Below are 18,888 nucleotides of genomic sequence, written 5' to 3' on the forward strand. Positions count from 1 at the left end.
TTGCTATAGTAGGGCACTTTTTTTAATTCCATCACGGACGTCGTAGTTCAGACCATGAAGACCACTTTTTCCGCTCGTTTCTTGCAGCGCATGGCGCTCACCACGGCTCTTTGTACAGCCGCTATTTCAGGCGCGCATGCCGATGACCTGAATATCAAAACCATGATCCCGGGTGTTCCGCAGATCGACGCGGAGTCCTATATCCTCATTGACTATAACTCCGGTAAGGTACTGGCAGAACAAAATGCCGATACGCGTCGTGACCCAGCCAGTCTGACCAAAATGATGACCAGTTACGTTATTGGCCAGGCAATGAAAGCGGGTAAATTTAAAGAAACGGATTTGGTCACTATCGGGAATGACGCCTGGGCCACGGGGAATCCTGTCTTTAAAGGCTCATCGCTAATGTTCCTGAAGCCAGGCATGCAGGTTCCGGTGTCACAATTGATTCGCGGGATTAACCTGCAGTCCGGTAACGATGCCTGCGTTGCGATGGCGGACTTTGCTGCCGGCAGCCAGGATGCGTTTGTTGGGCTGATGAACAGTTACGTGAACGCCCTGGGTCTGAAAAACACTCACTTCCAGACGGTTCACGGTCTGGATGCCGACGGTCAGTACAGCTCTGCCCGTGATATGGCGCTGATTGGTCAGGCGCTGATCCGCGACGTTCCTAACGAGTACTCCGTCTACAAAGAAAAAGAGTTCACCTTTAACGGCATCCGTCAGATGAACCGTAACGGTCTGCTGTGGGACAACAGCCTGAAGGTGGATGGTATCAAGACGGGTCATACCGACAAAGCTGGGTACAACCTCGTGGCATCGGCGACCGAAGGTCAGATGCGTCTGATCTCAGCGGTCATGGGCGGTCGCACCTATAAAGGCCGTGAAACGGAAAGCAAGAAACTGCTGACCTGGGGCTTCCGTTTCTTCGAAACGGTTAATCCGCTGAAAGCAGGTAAAGAGTTCGCGTCTGAACCGTCCTGGTTTGGTGATACCGATCGCGCCTCTTTAGGGGTCGATAAAGATGTGTATCTGACCATTCCACGTGGTCGTATGAAAGACCTGAAGGCCAGCTATGTGCTGAACAGCACGGAGCTGCATGCCCCGTTACAGAAAAATCAGGTGGTCGGAACCATCAACTTCCAGCTTGACGGTAAAACCATTGAGCAGCGTCCTCTGGTCGTTCTGCAGGAAATTCCCGAAGGGAACTTCTTCAGCAAAATCATTGATTACATTAAGTTAATGTTCCATCACTGGTTTGGTTAAAAATCGAACACTTGAAAGTGTGATTTCCATCCCCATATACTAAGCATCAGTAAAACTCCCGCCCTCTGGCGGGAGTTGTTATTTATTTACGTTACGCCGGAGCTGACATGAAAACCAAACTTAACGAACTGCTTGAATTCCCTACTCCTTTTACTTACAAAGTTATGGGGCAGGCGTTACCTGAGCTGGTTGAACAGGTGGTTGAAGTGGTACAGCGCCATGCGCCAGGTGATTACTCCCCGACGGTAAAACCCAGCAGCAAAGGCAATTACCACTCGGTTTCGATTACCATCAACGCGACCCATATTGAGCAGGTTGAAACACTGTACGAAGAGCTCGGTAACATCGAAATCGTCCGTATGGTTCTGTAATCCAGGCTCGGGCCCCGACCTTGTTCGGGTGCCCACCTCACCACCTCTTTGCTGTGATATACTTTTCTCCTCCTTTGGTTACTTCTCTACGGAGATGCTGTTTTGTCTCAGGATAAAATACTGGTCCGCCAGCTCGGTCTTCAACCCTACGAACCCGTCTCCCAGGCCATGCACGACTTTACCAACACCCGCGATGAGCACACTGCCGATGAAATCTGGCTGGTCGAGCACTACCCTGTTTTCACTCAGGGTCAGGCTGGGAAAGCGGAACATGTTTTAATGCCCGGAGATATCCCGGTCATTCAAAGCGATCGCGGCGGCCAGGTGACTTACCATGGACCGGGCCAGCAGGTCATGTATGTTTTGTTGAACCTGAAACGGCGTAAGCTGGGCGTGCGGGAACTGGTCACACTGTTGGAACAAACCGTTGTGAATACCCTGGCTGAACTGGATATTGACGCCCATCCGCGTGCGGATGCCCCTGGCGTTTATGTCGGCGAAAAGAAAATATGCTCCCTCGGTTTGCGTATTCGTCGCGGTTGCTCATTCCATGGACTGGCATTAAACGTTAATATGGATCTTTCACCTTTCTTGCGAATTAATCCCTGTGGTTATGCAGGTATGGAAATGGCTAAAATATCTCAATGGGATAACGAGGCCACAACGGATAATATCCGACCACGATTATTAGCCAATATTTTAGCCCTGCTAAATAATCCCCATTACGAATATATCACTGCTTAACTTATTGAATGCAATGGCCCAAAAATCTGTGGGCCATTACCGCCTTCCGACTCAAATGCTTTACAATACCTCCTGGTTTCTATATTTTCTGTTTATCTTAGCTTGAATTTTTAACGACTTTACCCCGTCATAAAAACGACGTAGGATTTTTCCTTATACAAACGTTAAACCTTCAATCAATTGCCATAAAAATGGTCATCGATACCGCGAGATGAACAATAGTGGTGAATAATACATTCATACAAAAAATACAAAGCACCACTATTATTTATAATGTGAATTAAATTGGAGTTAGAACGTGAGTGAGAATAGTAAGCCAAAAGAACATTTCTACGAACATCGCCCCGAAGATAAGCAGCAAGTATTCAGAACGCTAAGAAATATCGACCTGAACCTATTGACTATTTTCGAAGCCGTTTATGTTCATAAGGGCATCGTCAATGCCGCGAAAATTCTCAATCTGACTCCCTCAGCGATCAGCCAGTCCATTCAAAAATTACGCACAATATTTCCCGACCCGCTGTTTATACGAAAAGGTCAGGGTGTCACACCCACCACCTATGCCACCCATCTGCACGAGTATATTAGCCAGGGGCTGGAGTCGATTCTCGGCGCGTTGGACCTCACCGGCAGCTACGATAAGCAACGAACGATTACTATCGGGACCACACCATCTATCGGCGCACTGGTGATGCCGACCATTTATCACGCTATCAAAACACGCCATCCACAGTTGCACCTGCGTAACATCCCCGTTCATGACGCCGAGACGCAACTCAGCCAGTTTCAGAGCGATTTGATTATTGATAACCACATCTACAGCAACCGCGCAGTAGAGAATCATGTTCTGTTTTCTGACAAAATCGAACTGGTCTGTCGTCAGAATCATCCTTTCCTGACGTCCTTCCTGACCCCTGAGGCTCTCAACGGCGCAGAACACACTCTGTTGATGATCGAAGGGCAAAGTTTCACACTCCTGCGCCAGCGTATCCAGGAGCTGTTTCCCGACCGGCAAATCAGCTTTAGCAGTTACAACATTTTCACGCTGGCGTCGCTCATTGCACACAGCGACCTGGTGGGTATTATGCCCTCTCGCTTTTTCACGCTGTTCAACCACTGCTGGCCGCTTCAGCGGATCCCTCACCCTTCCCTGAATCATGAAAAAATCGACTTTTCACTGCATTACAATAAGCTGAGTTTACGCGATCCCGTGCTGGAGAACGTCATCACGGCGATCCGCGACGCCTTCTGAAAAAGAAATGTTGCGACCTGGTCAAAACTGATGCTGGGGAAATGGCACAAAACAACAACTATTTTACATTTTGCCGCTCACTCGGGCTGCTTTAAGACCTGTTTCAATGGTATACTGCGTGTAGTTAATTCAAAAATAGTTGATAAATACAACATTACCTTGAATTGAAACGCTTTCCCTCGTTATTCGCAACTGGAACACGCACGCTATGAGTAAACCCATTGTGATGGAACGCGGTGTTAAATACCGCGATGCCGATAAGATGGCCCTTATCCCGGTTAAAAATGTGGCTACAGAGCGCGAAGCCCTGCTGCGCAAGCCGGAATGGATGAAAATTAAGCTTCCAGCGGACTCCACTCGTATCCAGGGCATCAAAGCGGCAATGCGTAAGAATGGCCTGCATTCTGTTTGTGAAGAAGCCTCTTGCCCAAACCTGGCGGAGTGTTTCAACCACGGTACTGCCACATTTATGATCCTCGGCGCCATTTGTACCCGTCGTTGCCCGTTCTGCGATGTGGCCCATGGCCGCCCCGTGGCACCGGACGCAAACGAACCGGTTAAGCTGGCACAAACGATTGCCGATATGGCCCTGCGCTATGTGGTGATCACCTCAGTTGACCGCGATGATCTACGTGACGGTGGCGCTCAGCACTTTGCCGATTGTATTACCGCTATTCGTGAGAAAAGCCCAACGATTAAGATTGAAACGCTGGTACCTGACTTCCGTGGTCGTATGGATCGCGCCCTGGAGATTCTGACCGCCACTCCGCCGGACGTTTTCAACCATAACCTTGAGAACGTACCACGCATTTATCGCCAGGTTCGCCCGGGCGCAGACTACAACTGGTCACTCAAATTACTGGAACGCTTTAAAGAAGCGCATCCGGAGATCCCGACCAAATCCGGTCTGATGGTCGGTCTTGGCGAGACGAATGCGGAAATCATCGAAGTCATGCGTGATTTACGTCGCCACGGTGTGACCATGTTGACGCTGGGCCAGTATCTGCAGCCGAGTCGTCACCACCTGCCGGTTCAACGCTATGTCAGCCCGGACGAATTCGAAGAGATGAAAGCGGAAGCGATGGCGATGGGCTTCACCCATGCTGCCTGCGGGCCGTTCGTCCGTTCGTCTTACCATGCCGACCTGCAGGCGAAAGGAATGGAAGTGAAGTAATCCTGAAATAAATACTTACATTTCACCCATAGAAAACCCGCATGATCGCGGGTTTTTTATCGTCAGAGTAAAACGGATGAGCTTTTAGCTCCGGGTATTACTCTTTATGAGAGAGTTTCTCAGCCTGAATGCTGCTGTCCGCGTCTTTTTTCGCGCCCGCATCTTCATCATTCATCGCTTTTTTGAAACCCTTAATCGCCGTGCCCAGGTCTCCACCCAGCGTACGTAACTTCTTGGTACCAAACAGCAGAACGACCAGTGCAGCCACCACCAGCAGTTTGGTAATACTAATCTCACCCATAGATACCTTCTTAACGTAAAACAGGCGGCGTAACGCGCCCTGAGTAACCTGAGAATATTAACGGTCATTTGACGCGCGCACACAATAGCAATCTGTAACAAGGTGAATCAAGCAGTGTTTAAAAAAACGTCATGATAATTGCGGTGGCACAAATCTGCGGTTACGTAATACCGGTAATTGCGCCCGCACCTGACGAATCCGCTCTGCGGAGATCTCCGCCATTACAAGCGTCGGGACGTCTGCCGCAGCCGCGATCGTCACGCCAAAGGGATCGATAATGCGACTCTGCCCGATGTTTTTGTTACCGCACTCCCCTGCGGCAATCATATAGCAGGTGGTATCGAGCGCGCGGGCAGCCAGCAGTGTTGACCAGTGGTGTTCCTTCAGCGCCCCTTTGACCCAGGCTGCCGGCAGAACCAGTACTTCCGCGCCCTGCAACGCAAGCGCCATCGATAATTCGGGAAAGCGCAGGTCGTAGCAGGTCATCAAACCGACTCTGAGCCCCTCAACGTCCAGTAGTGGCGCGATGGCGTTGCCAGCATCAACATTACGGGACTCCTGAATGGAGAACGCATCATAAAGATGTAGCTTGGCGTAGCTTGCTACGACTTTCCCACCGCGCAGTGCCACCAGCGTGTTTACCGCACGACCGGGTCGCGACGGGACATGAAGAGTGAGAATGGTGGTCATCCTGTTCGAGGCGCTTTCCTGGCGCAGTCGTTTCAGAAAATCCCCCTCTAAATGCTGGGCGGATTTCACTGACAAATCGGGATCCGAATCGTCTCGCGCCAGCAATGCCTCTGGCAAAACCAGCAGCGACGCGCCGTTTTCCGCCGCCTGCGACATGAGCGAGACACAGGTATCTGCGTTCTTTTCCCACACAGGACTGACGGCAAATTGCCCAGCAGCAACTAACATAACTCCTCCGGTCAGGTTTATCAGACTCGCCAACAATGATTATTCAGCGTTACACTTATCTTATATACCAACCAAATAGCAGGATTATGCAGTGTTACAACTTCTTTTAGCGGTTTTTATTGGCGGTGGCACAGGAAGTGTAGCGAGATGGATGCTCAGTATGCGGTTTAACCCTATGCATCAGGCGATTCCGATGGGAACCCTGACCGCAAACTTACTTGGCGCGTTCATCATTGGTATGGGTCTGGCGTGGTTTAGCCGCATGACCAACATCGACCCCATGTGGAAAGTGCTGATCACAACCGGCTTTTGTGGCGGTCTGACAACCTTCTCTACCTTTTCGGCGGAAGTGGTATTTCTGCTTCAGGATGGACGACTGGGCTGGGCGATGCTGAATGTGTTGGTCAACCTGTTGGGATCGTTTGCGATGACGGCGCTGGCGTTCTGGTTGTTTTCCGCTTCCAGTGCGCACTAGAGACCAAAAAAAACCCGCTAATAAGCGGGTTTTGAAATCTTGCTGACGTAAGCTTACAGAGCAGTTACGTTTGCAGCAGAAGGGCCTTTGGCACCGTTAGTGATTTCGAACTCTACACGCTGACCTTCAGCCAGAGTTTTAAAACCATTGGTCTGGATTGCAGAGAAGTGTACGAACACGTCTTTGCTGCCATCTTCCGGAGTAATGAAACCGAATCCTTTGGACTCATTAAACCACTTAACGTTACCTTTAATCTTAGACATCAAAATTACCTTTACATGAAAAATAGACACAAATGCTGTGTCGGGTATCAGTACACCAATTGTGGTTCACTTTGTCCAGTCGAACTTTGGCAAAAAGTGATAAAAGTCGCGTTATTTTTTGGCATAAGCTTATATCACTCTGTTTTATATAAAATTTTCTGCCACCACCAGGCTCAGAACTGAAAACGCATCCACGCAAAGTAGACGTTGCCGTTGTTATAAGTACCGGGGATATAGGTCATCTGAAACGTCGCAGGACCGTAACCGATAGAGGCCAACGGCAGCAGGACAGGGAGCGGAATGTAGTTCCAGTTATCACGTGCCGTTACGCCGGCGGTAAAACCCAACCCCAGATGAAATTTGTCATCCGGCAGCGGTCGCCAGGTACCCTCCCAGCCATAACCGCCAATCGGTTCCCATTTGTTCCATGAATCTTTAAAAGCCATAATATACAGGCCGTGCCAATTTCCCTTTTCATCCCAGCGCGACTGACCAAAACCGCCGCCCCACGGACGCTCGTTATAACGATCGGTTTTTTCCTTATCATAGGCAAAACGCGCATGCCAGGTAATGGCAGGAATATACAAATCATAATGTTCAGGCTGCTGCCAGGTTTCGGCAACATTGTCTGTAAAAGTATTAAACCACCCTTTTTCTTCTCCCGCTGCATGCGGCAGTATCGCTAACTGAATAAAAAGAAATGAAAAAAGGAAAAAAAATTTTTTAGTTGTGCTCACAACAGTTATTACCATTCTTAAGATCAGTTTTTATTGTACCAAAAATAACTTGAATGAAACCTTAACAGCAGCCGCACTGACATGAATCAGATTGTTCTAAGATTTTAAGCGCACGCATTAAACCTTATGCTTTGAAGTGTTATTTATCGCTGAAGGGTCAGTCAGATATTGTATGATTTTCATTCGGTCACGGTGAAAACACTCTTTAACCCTCGGTTATTAACAATAAGAAAACACAAACAAAACAAAAATAAAACAATCATAAAAATTTCAGAAAATATGAAAATAAACTATTTCGTCTTCATCCCCCTGACGTAAAAATAGCCGCTTGCCGACAGTTAATCGTTCTGTTTATTGATTTTAATCAGCAAGCAGCAGGCACTTATTCGGCACATTTTCACCCCAACACTTAGCATTTTCTTAATTTTACTTCTGGTGTCCACGCGACAGGGGAAACAATGTTGACTTTTATCGAACTCCTTATTGGAGTTGTAGTTATTGTGGGTGTAGCGCGCTACATCATTAAAGGGTATTCGGCAACCGGTGTGCTCTTTGTTGGTGGCCTGGTGCTGCTGATTATCAGCGCCCTGATGGGCCATAAAGTGCTGCCCTCCAGCGAAACGTCTACGGGCTATTCCGCAACGGATATCGTTGAGTACGTCAAAATCCTGCTGATGAGCCGTGGTGGCGATCTCGGTATGATGATCATGATGCTCTGCGGTTTTGCCGCCTACATGACCCACATCGGCGCGAACGATATGGTCGTAAAACTGGCTTCAAAGCCTTTGCAGTACATCAATTCACCTTATCTGCTAATGATTGCCGCCTATTTTGTCGCCTGTCTGATGTCCCTGGCCGTATCTTCCGCCACCGGACTCGGCGTGTTATTGATGGCAACGCTTTTCCCGATCATGGTCAACGTGGGAATTAGCCGAGGGGCCGCAGCGGCCATCTGTGCCTCGCCTGCGGCAATTATCCTTTCCCCCACCTCAGGTGATGTGGTGCTGGCCGCAAAAGCGGCTGAAATGCCGTTGATCGATTTTGCCTTTAAAACCACGCTGCCCATCTCCATTGCGGCGATCGTTGGGATGGCGATTGCGCACTATTTCTGGCAGCGCTATCTGGATAAAAAAGAGAATGCGACCCACGAAATGCTCGACGTGAATGAAATCACCACCACGGCACCCGCGTTTTACGCCATTCTGCCGTTTACGCCGATTATCGGGGTGCTGATTTTTGATGGTAAGTGGGGGCCACAACTGCACATCATTACGATTCTGGTGCTCTGCATGCTTATTGCTGCGGTGCTGGAATTCATCCGGGGTTTCAACACTCAGAAGGTGTATTCAGGACTGGAAGTGGCGTATCGCGGCATGGCCGACGCTTTTGCAAACGTGGTAATGCTGTTAGTCGCGGCAGGTGTTTTCGCGCAGGGTCTGAGCACAATTGGCTTCATCCAGAGTCTGATCTCCATCGCCACCTCGTTTGGGTCGGCGAGCATCATCCTTATGCTGGTACTGGTGATTCTGACTATGCTGGCAGCCATGACCACCGGCTCTGGTAACGCGCCGTTCTACGCCTTTGTTGAAATGATTCCTAAGCTTGCGCAATCATCAGGGATCAACCCCGCGTATCTGTCGATTCCAATGCTACAGGCGTCCAACCTGGGCCGTACGATCTCCCCGGTCTCCGGCGTGGTCGTGGCGGTGGCGGGAATGGCAAAAATCTCGCCGTTCGAAGTGGTAAAACGCACATCCGTACCGGTCATGGTTGGGCTGTTGATCGTTATTATCGCGACTGAAGTGATGGTTCCGGGTTCCTCTTCCGCCGTGACGGGAGGCTGATTCAGGGCCAATGCCGGATGATGGCGCGATGCGTCACATCCGGCTATACGCATTATTAACCGTGGTAAATACGCTGCGGTCTCCCCACTTTGCCGTGTACAATTTCCGCAATAATCAAATGCCGACTGGCGCAGTATTCGAGATACCGTCTGGCAGTTGTACGGCTGATGGTCAGCGCCTGCGCGACGGTTTCAGCGGTGTGCTGTACCTGCGGGTCAGCAAACAGCTTTTTAACCGCATTGAGCGTTAAGGCATCAATCCCGGTGGGCAACTCATCTTTCGGCTCGCCTCTCGCGTAGGCATTAAACATCTCATCAATTTGTCGCTGACTGGCACTGTCGTTTTCTGCCAGCATCCGTCTGCGCTGTTGGTAACGGGTGAGCGTCTGCCCCAGGCGCTCATAAGCGATAGGTTTGATCAGATAATCAAACGCTCCGCTGCGCACAGCATCCGCCACCGTCTCCATATCACTGGCGGCGGTAGTAAAGACCACCCCGCCGGGATAATGCGACGCCGTCAGCTCATGCAACAACGAGATCCCCTTCCCGTCCGGAAGGTAGTTATCCAGCAAAATGAGACCCGGTTTGAACCGTTCAATCATCATTCTTGCCTGCGCCAGATTACCGGCTAACCAGATCTGATGAAAACCAGGAATATGGCGGATGTACTCTGCATGCATCTCAGCAAGCAACATTTCATCTTCAACGATTAATAGGGTTAATGGTTCCGTCATTGTTCTTTTTCACTTTCGGAATAAAAAGAGAGAATAAGGTGCCGCAGGGATCATTATCTTCCAGAGTAATCATTCCACCACAGCGCCCCACATAACTTGCAATCAGGTACAGTCCAATGCCGTGCTCACCCGGCTCATCGGAACGGGTGCTTACACCTTGTTCAAATATTTTTTCGCGCAATGCTTCAGGGACACCGCATCCCTGGTCGGCAACTTCGATCACCACATCATCGCCTTCATCGCTCAGGTACAGTTCCACGACCTTATTCCCTTGCTCGGTCCGTAAACTGGCTTCAAACGCGTTGTCGAGAAGATTCCCGACAATCGCCGCAAACTCGGTACTGTCCAGCCCTTCCGGCAGTTGGTGAAGTTGACTTCCGGGAACGATGGTCATTTTGAGACCCAGTTCGCGCGCACGTTGAACTTTGCCAAATAGCAGGCCCGCTACCTGGCGATCGGCAAACGCCTCGCGCAAACTGTCGATCAGCTGTTGCTGCGCCTGCGATTCTCCCTGCACCATCTCCCTGACCCGATCGTATTCTTTCATTTGCAGCAGGCCGTTGAGCGTTGACATCCAGTTTAGATGCTCATGTCGTAGCGTTCTCAGACTCTCTACATATTGCTTAATCTGCGTCAGCTGCGCGTTCAGCGTGGCGATTTCGTCTTTGCTACGAAAACTGATGATCGCCCCCAACAGTTCATCGCCTGAACGGATTGCCTCCCGGTTGGCGATAACACTCAGTCCATTGAAGTTCACCATCGCGTCCACACGCCTGTCGGCAATCTGCTCGGTAAAGAAATCCGACGGATTCACCACCTCATGAATCGGTTTGCCCAACCATTGCCGACCTGGAGAACGCAGGCCGAGCATTTTTCTCGCACTGCGGTTAATAGCCGTAATATAGCCGTCCGGATCAACGGCTATCAGCCCTTCATAAACAGAGCTGAACAACGCTTCCTGCTGACGAACCACCCGGGCAATTTGCTTCGGTTCCATCCCCATCATCTGGCGACGAATATGGGTGGCAAAAAACCAGGAAAGCAGCATCAGTACCACCAGCAGCAGAACAAACACGCCGGCCATCGGCAGAATGAAATCCAGTCGCCAGCTGTCAATTTTGCTGACCAGATAACCAATGGAAACTACCCCAATCACGTTTCCGCCGTCATCAAAGATGGGCGTTTTTGCCCGCATTGCCAGACCAATTGACCCCGTTCCGGTAATGAAATAACTCTCCCCTTTCTCCAGCGCCCCCGGCTTAGTGAACTGCATCGGGTAGCCGATTTTCGCCGGATTAGGGTGATAGAGCCGGATAGAGTGGTTATCGCCGATCACCACATAATCAAAATCGGTATCGCTCTGCAGTTTACCGGCAATGGTTGCCAGCCGTTTGTAATCACGAGCCTTCACTGCCGCAATGACGCTGTCGTTGGCGGCAATAATCTTCGCCTGATTCATCGCCATGTCACGGACATGCGTACTCAAATAATCCTCAAAACTGGCGGAAAAATACTGTGCCAATGCGGCAATAATGAACACCGAGAAAACGAGAATAAGCAGAAAAATGCGTAACGGAAATGCCAGTCGGCGAAAAAAAGAAAACGGCTTTTTATTTTTTTGGACCAACATGACTGTTCCTCAATGGGCATTATTCGGTATAGATCGCCAGCAAATGTAATGAAAATGTTTTATCAGCACGCACGAAAAAATAAAAGCGATCGTTACAGATTCATCACGTTAAATCAATTAAGTCACTTAACGCCACGTCACAATCTGCGATAAGAATAATTAAAAAACTTAAAACCATTAAACCCATAAAAACCATCTAAGTCTTTGTGAAATAAATCAAAATTTATCTCATAAATACTCCTTACGATGTATGCATTCGGGAAAAAAAGAAATAGATCGTTGCAAATTCGTCTTTTTCCCGGAATGAAAACAAAACGTTATTAAATCGTATTTTCATACAACATACACACAAAACTGGCAACAACAATATATCTTCAGGACTCTTCCACTATGTTTGGTAATAATGTGTTCACGCGCGTCAAACGCTCAGAAAATATAAAGATGGCGGCGATCACGCAATTCCTGAAAGAGAATGACTTGAGCGTCGATACCACCGTTGAAGTTTTTATTACCGTTACCCGTGACGACAAACTCATCGCCTGCGGCGGTATCGCCGGAAATATCATTAAGTGCGTAGCCATTAGCGAAGCGGTACGCGGTGAAGGGTTAGCACTCACGCTGGCGACGGAACTGATCAATCTCGCCTACGAAAGACACTGCACGCATCTCTTCATTTATACCAAAACAGAGTATGAAACGTTGTTCAGGCAGTGCGGATTTTCAACGCTGACCAGCGTTCCAGGCATCATGGTGCTGATGGAAAACAGCACTACGCGTCTGAAACGCTACGCGGAGTCGTTGAGCAAACTGCATCATGACGGCAAGAAAATCGGCTGCATCGTGATGAATGCCAATCCATTCACTAATGGCCACCGCTATTTGATCCAACAGGCGGCGGCGCAGTGTGACTGGCTTCATTTGTTTCTGGTGAAAGAAGATACCTCTCGTTTCCCGTATGAGGACCGGCTCGATCTGGTGCTTAAAGGCACGTCGGATATTGCGCACCTCACCGTCCATCGTGGTTCGGAATACATCATTTCGCGTGCCACGTTCCCGTGCTATTTCATCAAAGAGCAGAGCGTCATCAACCACTGCTACACCGAAATCGATTTAAAAATTTTCCGTCAGTATCTGGCCCCCGCGTTGGGGATCACCCATCGCTTTGTTGGCACGGAACCGTTTTGCGGCGTAACCGCCCAGTATAACCACGATATGCGTTTCTGGCTGGAAACGCCGACCCTCCCCGCCCCGCCCATTGAACTGGTGGAAATAGAACGATTGTGTTTCCAGGAGACGCCGATCTCCGCCTCTCTGGTGCGCAAACTGCTCGTGAAAAAAGATCTCACGGCTATCGCGTCGCTGGTGCCTTCAGCCACTTTGCAGTACCTGCAAAACATGCCTGAACGTGCGCCCGCTCACGCGACAGTCCGCCAAAAGACCCCCGCATTAGTAACAGGTGAAAAATGAAAATAAACCAGGCTGCCGTCGCAGGCACACTTGAGTCCGGTGATGTGATGATACGCATCGCCCCTCTCGATACGCAGGATATTGACCTGCAGATCAACAGCAGCGTTGAGAAACAGTTTGGCGAGGCCATTCGCGCCACCATTCTGGATGTTCTGGCGCAGTATAACGTGCGCGGCGTGCAATTGAATGTCGATGATAAAGGCGCGCTGGACTGCATTTTACGTGCACGACTGGAAGCATTACTGGCTCGCGCCAGCGGTATCCCGGCCCTGCCCTGGGAGGATCGCCAATGATTTCCGCATCTCTTCAACAGCGCAAAGCGCGCACTCGCCGCAGCATGTTGTTTGTTCCCGGCGCCAACGCCGCAATGGTCAGCAACTCTTTCATCTATCCGGCAGATGCCCTGATGTTTGACCTGGAAGACTCCGTCGCGCTGCGTGAAAAAGACACCGCGCGTCGCCTGGTCTACCACGCGCTGCAGCATCCGCTCTATCACGACGTCGAAACCATTGTGCGCGTTAATGCACTGGATTCCGAATGGGGGATCAACGATCTGGAAGCGGTCGTTCGCGGCGGCGCTGACGTAGTTCGTCTGCCGAAAACCGATACCGCTCAAGATGTTATCGATATCGAAAGCGAAATTCTGCGTATTGAAAAAGCCTGCGGTCGCGAACCGGGCAGCACGGGTCTGCTGGCCGCTATTGAGTCACCGTTAGGCATCACCCGCGCGGTGGAAATTGCCCACGCTTCCGAGCGACTAATCGGGATCGCTCTGGGTGCGGAAGACTACGTCCGTAACCTGCGTACAGAACGCTCGCCAGAGGGCACGGAATTGCTGTTTGCCCGCTGCTCCATTTTGCAGGCCGCACGTTCCGCCGGGATTCAGGCGTTCGATACCGTCTATTCCGATGCCAATAACGAAGCGGGTTTCCTGCACGAAGCTTCCCACATCAAACAGTTGGGCTTTGACGGCAAATCGCTGATCAACCCCCGCCAGATTGAACTGCTGCACAACCTGTATGCTCCGACGCAAAAAGAAGTGACGCATGCGCGTCTGGTCGTGGAAGCCGCAGAAGCCGCCGCCCGCGAAGGTCTCGGGGTGGTCTCCCTGAACGGCAAGATGGTCGACAGCCCGGTGATTGAGCGCGCACGTCTGGTGCTCTCCCGCGCAGAACTTTCCGGCATCCGCGAAGAATAAGGCAAAAATAATGACCCAGAAAAACGAACAGTCTCAACGACAGGAACGGGTAGCGGCCTGGAGCCGCCAGGCTGAAAGCGACCTTTCCACCTATACAAGCACCGCGAAACAGGCTCTGCAGGCACAAAAACCACGTGACCAAAAACTGTGCGCAAACCTTGAAGAGGCGATTCGCCGTTCCGGCCTACAGGATGGTATGACCATCTCCTTCCACCACGCGTTCCGCGGCGGCGACCTGACTATCAATCTGGTGATGGCAACCATTGCCAGCATGGGATTTAAAAACCTGACTCTGGCCTCCAGCTCCCTGAGTGACTGCCACGCGCCGCTGGTCGACCATATTCGTCACGGCGTCGTCAGCCGCATTTATACATCCGGTCTGCGCGGACCGCTGGCAGAAGAGATTTCTCGCGGCCTGCTGGCAGAGCCCGTTCAGGTTCACTCTCACGGCGGGCGCGTACATCTGGTAGAAAGCGGCGAGCTCAGCATTGACGTGGCTTTTCTCGGCGTCCCGTCCTGCGATCCATTCGGTAACGCCAATGGCTATACCGGTAAAGCATGCTGCGGCTCACTCGGTTATGCCCGCGTTGACGCTGAAACCGCCAACCAGGTGGTGCTGCTGACGGAGCAACTGCTGCCTTATCCGCACAACCCGGCCAGCATTCCCCAGGATCAGGTCGATCTGATCGTGCAAATAGACCAGGTCGGTGATGCCGATAAAATCGGGGCTGACGCCACCCGAATGACCACTAACCCGCGTGAACTGCTGATTGCCCGCAGCGCGGCGGAAGTCATCGCCCACTCCGGCTATTTCAAAGAAGGCTTTTCACTGCAAACCGGTACTGGCGGTGCCTCACTGGCGGTCACTCGCTTCCTGGAAGACAAAATGCGCAGCCGCGATATCCGCGCGGATTTCGCTCTGGGCGGCATCACTGCCACCATCGTCGACCTGCATGAAAAAGGCTTGATTCGCAAACTGCTGGACGTACAGAGCTTCGACCGCAGTGCCGCTGAATCTCTGGCGCGCAACCCGAATCACATCGAAATCAGCGCAAACCAGTATGCCAACTGGGGATCAAAAGGGGCCTCCGTTGATCGTCTGGACGTGGTCGTGCTGAGTGCGTTGGAAGTCGACACTCAGTTTAACGTCAACGTGCTGACCGGTTCTGACGGCGTCATTCGCGGTGCGTCCGGCGGACACTGTGATACCGCCGTCGCCGCCGCACTGTCGATCATCGTCGCACCGCTGGTACGTGGTCGTATTCCAACGCTGGTAGATAACGTGCTGACCTGTGTCACACCGGGTTCCAGCGTCGATATTCTGGTTACCGATCATGGCATTGCGGTGAACCCGGCGCGCCCGGAACTGGCAGAACGCCTGAAAGAAGCGGGGATGAAAGTCGTCTCTATTGAGTGGTTACGCGAACGTGCGCAACAACTCACTGGCGAACCTCGTCCAATCGAATTCACCGATCGTGTGATTGCCGTCGTGCGCTATCGCGATGGTTCAGTGATCGACGTTGTTCATCAGGTGAAGGAATAAGCCATGCACCTGCTCCCTGAACAGGCCACCCGCCACGCGGTTTCAATTCCCGAGCTGCTTGTCAGCCGGGATGAGCGACAAGCTCGGCAACACGTCTGGCTGGCGCGCCATCCCATTCCACTGGTCTCCTTTACCGTGGTAGCGCCTGGCCCGATTAAAGATAGCGAACTCACCCGTCGTCTCTTTAATCACGGTGTGACCGCCCTGCATACGCTGGCGACCCAGGCGGACTGGCACATCAGGGAGCAGGCTGCACTGGCCTCAGCATGCGGGCCGGAAGGTATGCTCTCAATTGAGGCTCCGGCCCGTGACATCAAGCTCGCAACCATTGAGCTCGAACAAACCCATCCTCTGGGCCGTTTGTGGGACATCGATGTCCTCACTCCCGGAGGCGAAATTCTCTCCCGCCGCCATTTCGCGCTTCCCGCCCGCCGTTGCCTGCTGTGCGAACAGAGCGCTGCGGAATGCGCGCGTGGGAAAACCCATACGCTCTCCGATCTGCTCACCCACATGGAGGCGCTGCTACATGCTGCCGATTCCCAATATGGCCATTGAAACCACAGCCCTTCCCCGCACGCTGTGCGACGCGTACGGTCATCTGGCATGGCGCGCAATGCTGACGGAAGTCAACCTGTCGCCAAAACCCGGGCTGGTCGATCGTCTGAACTGCGGCGCCCATAAAGACATGTCGCTGACGGATTTTCACCGCAGCGCGCTGGCGATTCAGGCCTGGCTGCCGCGTTTTATTGAATACGGCGCATGCTGTGCACAGATGCCGGCCGACGCCGTATTAAACGGCTTACGCCCGTTAGGCATGGCCTGTGAAGCCGATATGTTTCGCGCCACGGCGGGCGTGAACACCCACAAAGGCAGCATTTTTTCTCTCGGCCTGCTGTGTGCCGCCATTGGCCGTCTACACCAGCAAAAGCAATCTGTTACACCGGAAACGATCTGCACCACCGCCGCCAGCTTTTGCCGCGGTCTGACCGAGCGCGAACTGCGCAATAACAACCAACAAATCACGGCAGGCCAGCGACTTTATCAGCAACTGGGCTTAACCGGCGCACGTGGCGAAGCCGAAGCGGGATATCCGTTGGTTATCCGCCATGCGCTTCCACACTATCGCACCCTGTTAGCCGAAGGACGCGACCCCGAGCTGGCACTCCTGGACACCTTACTCCTGCTGATTGCGCTCAACGGCGACACCAACGTTGCCTCTCGCGGCGGCGCGGCAGGATTGCGCTGGATACAGCAACAGGCAAACGCATTGTTACAACAAGGGGGCATCCGAACCCCCGCCGATCTCAATCATCTGCATCAGTTCGACAGCCACTGCATTGAACGCAATCTCAGTCCTGGCGGCAGTGCCGATCTGCTGATCGTAACGTGGTTTTTAGCCCAGATTTCTCAAGTTAAACATTTACACAATTATTGAAAAGATCCTTTCCGGAGAATCACTTATGTCTTTATCGAAAGATAGTATATGGAAGTTGTTTGCCCCCTTGATAGTGATGGGCGTCATGTTTCTTATCCCTGTCCCGGATGGCATGCCCCCTCAGGCATGGCACTACTTCGCCGTGTTCGTGGCGATGATCGTCGGCATGATTCTGGAGCCCATTCCGGCTACCGCAATCAGCTTCATCGCCGTGACCATCTGCGTCATTGGCAGCAACTATCTGCTGTTTGATGCCAAAGAGCTGGCAGATCCCACCTTTGATGCCGGTAAGCAAGCGCTTAAATGGGGTCTGGCAGGTTTCTCCAGTACCACCGTCTGGCTGGTGTTCGGTGCATTCATCTTCGCCCTTGGCTACGAAGTCACCGGCCTTGGCCGTCGCATCGCGCTGTTCCTGGTGAAATTCATGGGTAAACGTACCCTGACGCTGGGCTATGCCATTGTCATCATCGACATTCTGCTGGCACCGTTTACACCGTCTAACACCGCGCGTACCGGTGGCACTGTATTCCCGGTGATCAAAAACCTGCCGCCGCTGTTTAAATCGTTCCCGAACGATCCGTCTGCGCGTCGTATCGGCGGTTACCTGATGTGGATGATGGTCATCAGTACCAGCCTGAGTTCTTCGATGTTCGTCACGGGTGCGGCACCAAACGTGCTGGGCCTGGAGTTTGTCAGCAAAATCGCCGGTGTGCAGATCAGCTGGCTGCAGTGGTTCCTCAGCTTCCTGCCGGTCGGTATCATTTTGCTGATCGTTGCGCCGTGGCTCTCTTATGTTCTCTACAAACCAGAAGTCACACACAGCGCAGAAGTCGCCGCCTGGGCGGGTGATGAACTCAAAACGATGGGCACCCTGTCGCGCAAAGAGTGGACGCTGATCGGTCTGGTTCTGCTGAGTTTAGCTTTGTGGGTCTTCGGCGGTGAGGTGATCGACGCCACCGCCGTCGGTTTGTTAGCCGTTTCTCTGATGCTGGCGCTGCACGTGGTGCCGTGGAAAGACATTACCAAATACAATAGTGCCTGGAACACGCTGGTGAACCTTGCCACCCTTGTGGTGATGGCAAACGGGTTAACCCGTTCCGGTTTTATCGACTGGTTCGCCAGCACGATGAGCACCCATCTGGAAGGTTTCTCGCCTAACGCGACGGTGATTGTGCTGGTGCTGGTGTTCTATTTTGCTCACTACCTGTTTGCCAGTCTGTCGGCGCACACGGCGACAATGCTGCCGGTGATTCTGGCGATCGGTAAAGGTATTCCGGGTGTGCCGATGGAACACCTGTGTATCCTGCTCGTGTTGTCCATCGGGATTATGGGTTGTCTGACGCCATACGCCACAGGCCCAGGGGTGATCATCTACGGCTGTGGCTATGTAAAATCCAAAGACTACTGGCGTCTTGGCGCTATCTTCGGGGTGATCTACATTGCGATGCTGTTGCTGGTAGGCTGGCCGATTCTGGCGATGTGGAGCTAGTCCTGGCGTAAAACGCTGAATTGATCAAGGCCCGCGGGGTAAACACAC

20 protein-coding genes are annotated in these 18,888 nt (G+C 51.9%); 14 read left to right on the plus strand and 6 right to left on the minus strand.

Annotated features, from left to right (window positions below; translation table 11 throughout):
- The first annotated feature begins 54 nt into the window (after positions 1 to 54).
- The 5 genes from dacA to lipA all read left to right on the plus strand — a co-directional run bounded on the left by dacA (position 55) and on the right by lipA (position 4,807).
- Positions 55 to 1,266 carry a D-alanyl-D-alanine carboxypeptidase DacA gene (gene dacA / locus I6L53_RS15470; RefSeq protein WP_042320703.1) on the plus strand — a complete coding sequence of 404 codons (1,212 nt, stop codon included), beginning with the start codon at positions 55 to 57 and terminating at the stop codon, positions 1,264 to 1,266.
- A gap of 107 nt (positions 1,267 to 1,373) precedes the next feature.
- Positions 1,374 to 1,637 (plus strand): DUF493 family protein YbeD, encoded by a 264-nt coding sequence (gene ybeD / locus I6L53_RS15475; RefSeq protein ID WP_042320704.1) that lies wholly within the window; start codon positions 1,374 to 1,376, stop codon positions 1,635 to 1,637.
- Between the two features lie 102 nt (positions 1,638 to 1,739).
- Positions 1,740 to 2,381, plus strand: coding sequence for a lipoyl(octanoyl) transferase LipB (lipB, locus tag I6L53_RS15480; protein WP_042320705.1), 642 nt, complete (start codon positions 1,740 to 1,742; stop codon positions 2,379 to 2,381).
- A gap of 298 nt (positions 2,382 to 2,679) precedes the next feature.
- A complete protein-coding gene (locus I6L53_RS15485; RefSeq protein ID WP_042320706.1) occupies positions 2,680 to 3,633 on the plus strand; it encodes a YbeF family transcriptional regulator in 954 nt (317 codons plus the stop codon).
- Between the two features lie 208 nt (positions 3,634 to 3,841).
- Complete coding sequence (gene lipA, locus I6L53_RS15490) at positions 3,842 to 4,807, plus strand: lipoyl synthase (RefSeq protein WP_042320707.1); 966 nt, start codon at positions 3,842 to 3,844, stop codon at positions 4,805 to 4,807.
- Positions 4,808 to 4,904: 97 nt separating this feature from the next.
- On the opposite strand, the gene tatE is transcribed toward lipA, so the two are convergent.
- A complete protein-coding gene (gene tatE / locus I6L53_RS15495) occupies positions 4,905 to 5,108 on the minus strand; it encodes a twin-arginine translocase subunit TatE (RefSeq protein WP_042320708.1) in 204 nt (67 codons plus the stop codon).
- 129 nt (positions 5,109 to 5,237) lie between these two features.
- Positions 5,238 to 6,026 carry a deaminated glutathione amidase gene (locus I6L53_RS15500; RefSeq protein WP_042320711.1) on the minus strand — a complete coding sequence of 263 codons (789 nt, stop codon included), beginning with the start codon at positions 6,024 to 6,026 and terminating at the stop codon, positions 5,238 to 5,240.
- Between the two features lie 91 nt (positions 6,027 to 6,117).
- Between I6L53_RS15500 and crcB the strand changes: the two genes are divergently transcribed.
- Positions 6,118 to 6,501 carry a fluoride efflux transporter CrcB gene (crcB, locus tag I6L53_RS15505; protein WP_042320713.1) on the plus strand — a complete coding sequence of 128 codons (384 nt, stop codon included), beginning with the start codon at positions 6,118 to 6,120 and terminating at the stop codon, positions 6,499 to 6,501.
- Between the two features lie 53 nt (positions 6,502 to 6,554).
- Here the strand turns inward: crcB and cspE are convergent, their stop codons facing one another.
- A complete protein-coding gene (cspE, locus tag I6L53_RS15510) occupies positions 6,555 to 6,764 on the minus strand; it encodes a transcription antiterminator/RNA stability regulator CspE (protein ID WP_000034826.1) in 210 nt (69 codons plus the stop codon).
- 173 nt (positions 6,765 to 6,937) lie between these two features.
- Entirely contained in the window at positions 6,938 to 7,516 is a 579-nt protein-coding gene (gene pagP / locus I6L53_RS15515) for a lipid IV(A) palmitoyltransferase PagP (RefSeq protein ID WP_042320715.1), read from the minus strand.
- A gap of 443 nt (positions 7,517 to 7,959) precedes the next feature.
- Here pagP and dcuC point away from each other — a divergent pair, with 443 nt between their 5' ends.
- The gene (gene dcuC, locus I6L53_RS15520) at positions 7,960 to 9,345 is read left to right on the plus strand and encodes an anaerobic C4-dicarboxylate transporter DcuC (protein WP_042320716.1); all 1,386 of its coding nucleotides are present in this window, start codon (positions 7,960 to 7,962) and stop codon (positions 9,343 to 9,345) included.
- Between the two features lie 55 nt (positions 9,346 to 9,400).
- On the opposite strand, the gene dpiA is transcribed toward dcuC, so the two are convergent.
- Together dpiA and dpiB are read right to left on the minus strand one after the other, a co-directional pair.
- Entirely contained in the window at positions 9,401 to 10,078 is a 678-nt protein-coding gene (dpiA, locus tag I6L53_RS15525; RefSeq protein WP_042320718.1) for a two-component response regulator DpiA, read from the minus strand.
- Positions 10,047 to 11,708 carry a sensor histidine kinase DpiB gene (gene dpiB / locus I6L53_RS15530; protein WP_042320721.1) on the minus strand — a complete coding sequence of 554 codons (1,662 nt, stop codon included), beginning with the start codon at positions 11,706 to 11,708 and terminating at the stop codon, positions 10,047 to 10,049. The genes dpiA and dpiB overlap by 32 nt, the downstream gene beginning before the upstream one ends.
- A 390-nt stretch (positions 11,709 to 12,098) precedes the next feature.
- On the opposite strand from dpiB, the gene citC reads away from it, so the two are divergent.
- Genes citC through citT form a run of 7 tightly spaced genes read left to right on the plus strand, consistent with a single transcriptional unit; the run spans position 12,099 to position 18,840 of the window.
- The gene (gene citC / locus I6L53_RS15535; protein ID WP_042320723.1) at positions 12,099 to 13,175 is read left to right on the plus strand and encodes a [citrate (pro-3S)-lyase] ligase; all 1,077 of its coding nucleotides are present in this window, start codon (positions 12,099 to 12,101) and stop codon (positions 13,173 to 13,175) included.
- A complete protein-coding gene (gene citD / locus I6L53_RS15540) occupies positions 13,172 to 13,468 on the plus strand; it encodes a citrate lyase acyl carrier protein (protein WP_042320725.1) in 297 nt (98 codons plus the stop codon). The genes citC and citD overlap by 4 nt, the downstream gene beginning before the upstream one ends.
- Positions 13,465 to 14,373 (plus strand): citrate (pro-3S)-lyase subunit beta, encoded by a 909-nt coding sequence (gene citE, locus I6L53_RS15545; protein ID WP_042320728.1) that lies wholly within the window; start codon positions 13,465 to 13,467, stop codon positions 14,371 to 14,373. Before citD ends, citE begins: the two co-directional genes overlap by 4 nt.
- 10 nt (positions 14,374 to 14,383) lie before the next feature.
- Entirely contained in the window at positions 14,384 to 15,916 is a 1,533-nt protein-coding gene (citF, locus tag I6L53_RS15550; RefSeq protein WP_042320731.1) for a citrate lyase subunit alpha, read from the plus strand.
- A 3-nt stretch (positions 15,917 to 15,919) separates the two neighbouring features.
- The gene (gene citX / locus I6L53_RS15555; RefSeq protein ID WP_042320732.1) at positions 15,920 to 16,471 is read left to right on the plus strand and encodes a citrate lyase holo-[acyl-carrier protein] synthase; all 552 of its coding nucleotides are present in this window, start codon (positions 15,920 to 15,922) and stop codon (positions 16,469 to 16,471) included.
- Entirely contained in the window at positions 16,443 to 17,351 is a 909-nt protein-coding gene (gene citG, locus I6L53_RS15560; protein ID WP_042320736.1) for a triphosphoribosyl-dephospho-CoA synthase CitG, read from the plus strand. Before citX ends, citG begins: the two co-directional genes overlap by 29 nt.
- 25 nt (positions 17,352 to 17,376) lie before the next feature.
- On the plus strand, positions 17,377 to 18,840 hold the full coding sequence (citT, locus tag I6L53_RS15565; RefSeq protein ID WP_042320739.1) for a citrate/succinate antiporter CitT: 1,464 nt from the start codon (positions 17,377 to 17,379) through the stop codon (positions 18,838 to 18,840).
- Positions 18,841 to 18,888 lie beyond the last annotated feature (48 nt).

It is taken from the genome of Citrobacter farmeri (assembly GCF_019048065.1).
Classification (GTDB): Bacteria; Pseudomonadota; Gammaproteobacteria; order Enterobacterales; family Enterobacteriaceae; genus Citrobacter_A; species Citrobacter_A farmeri.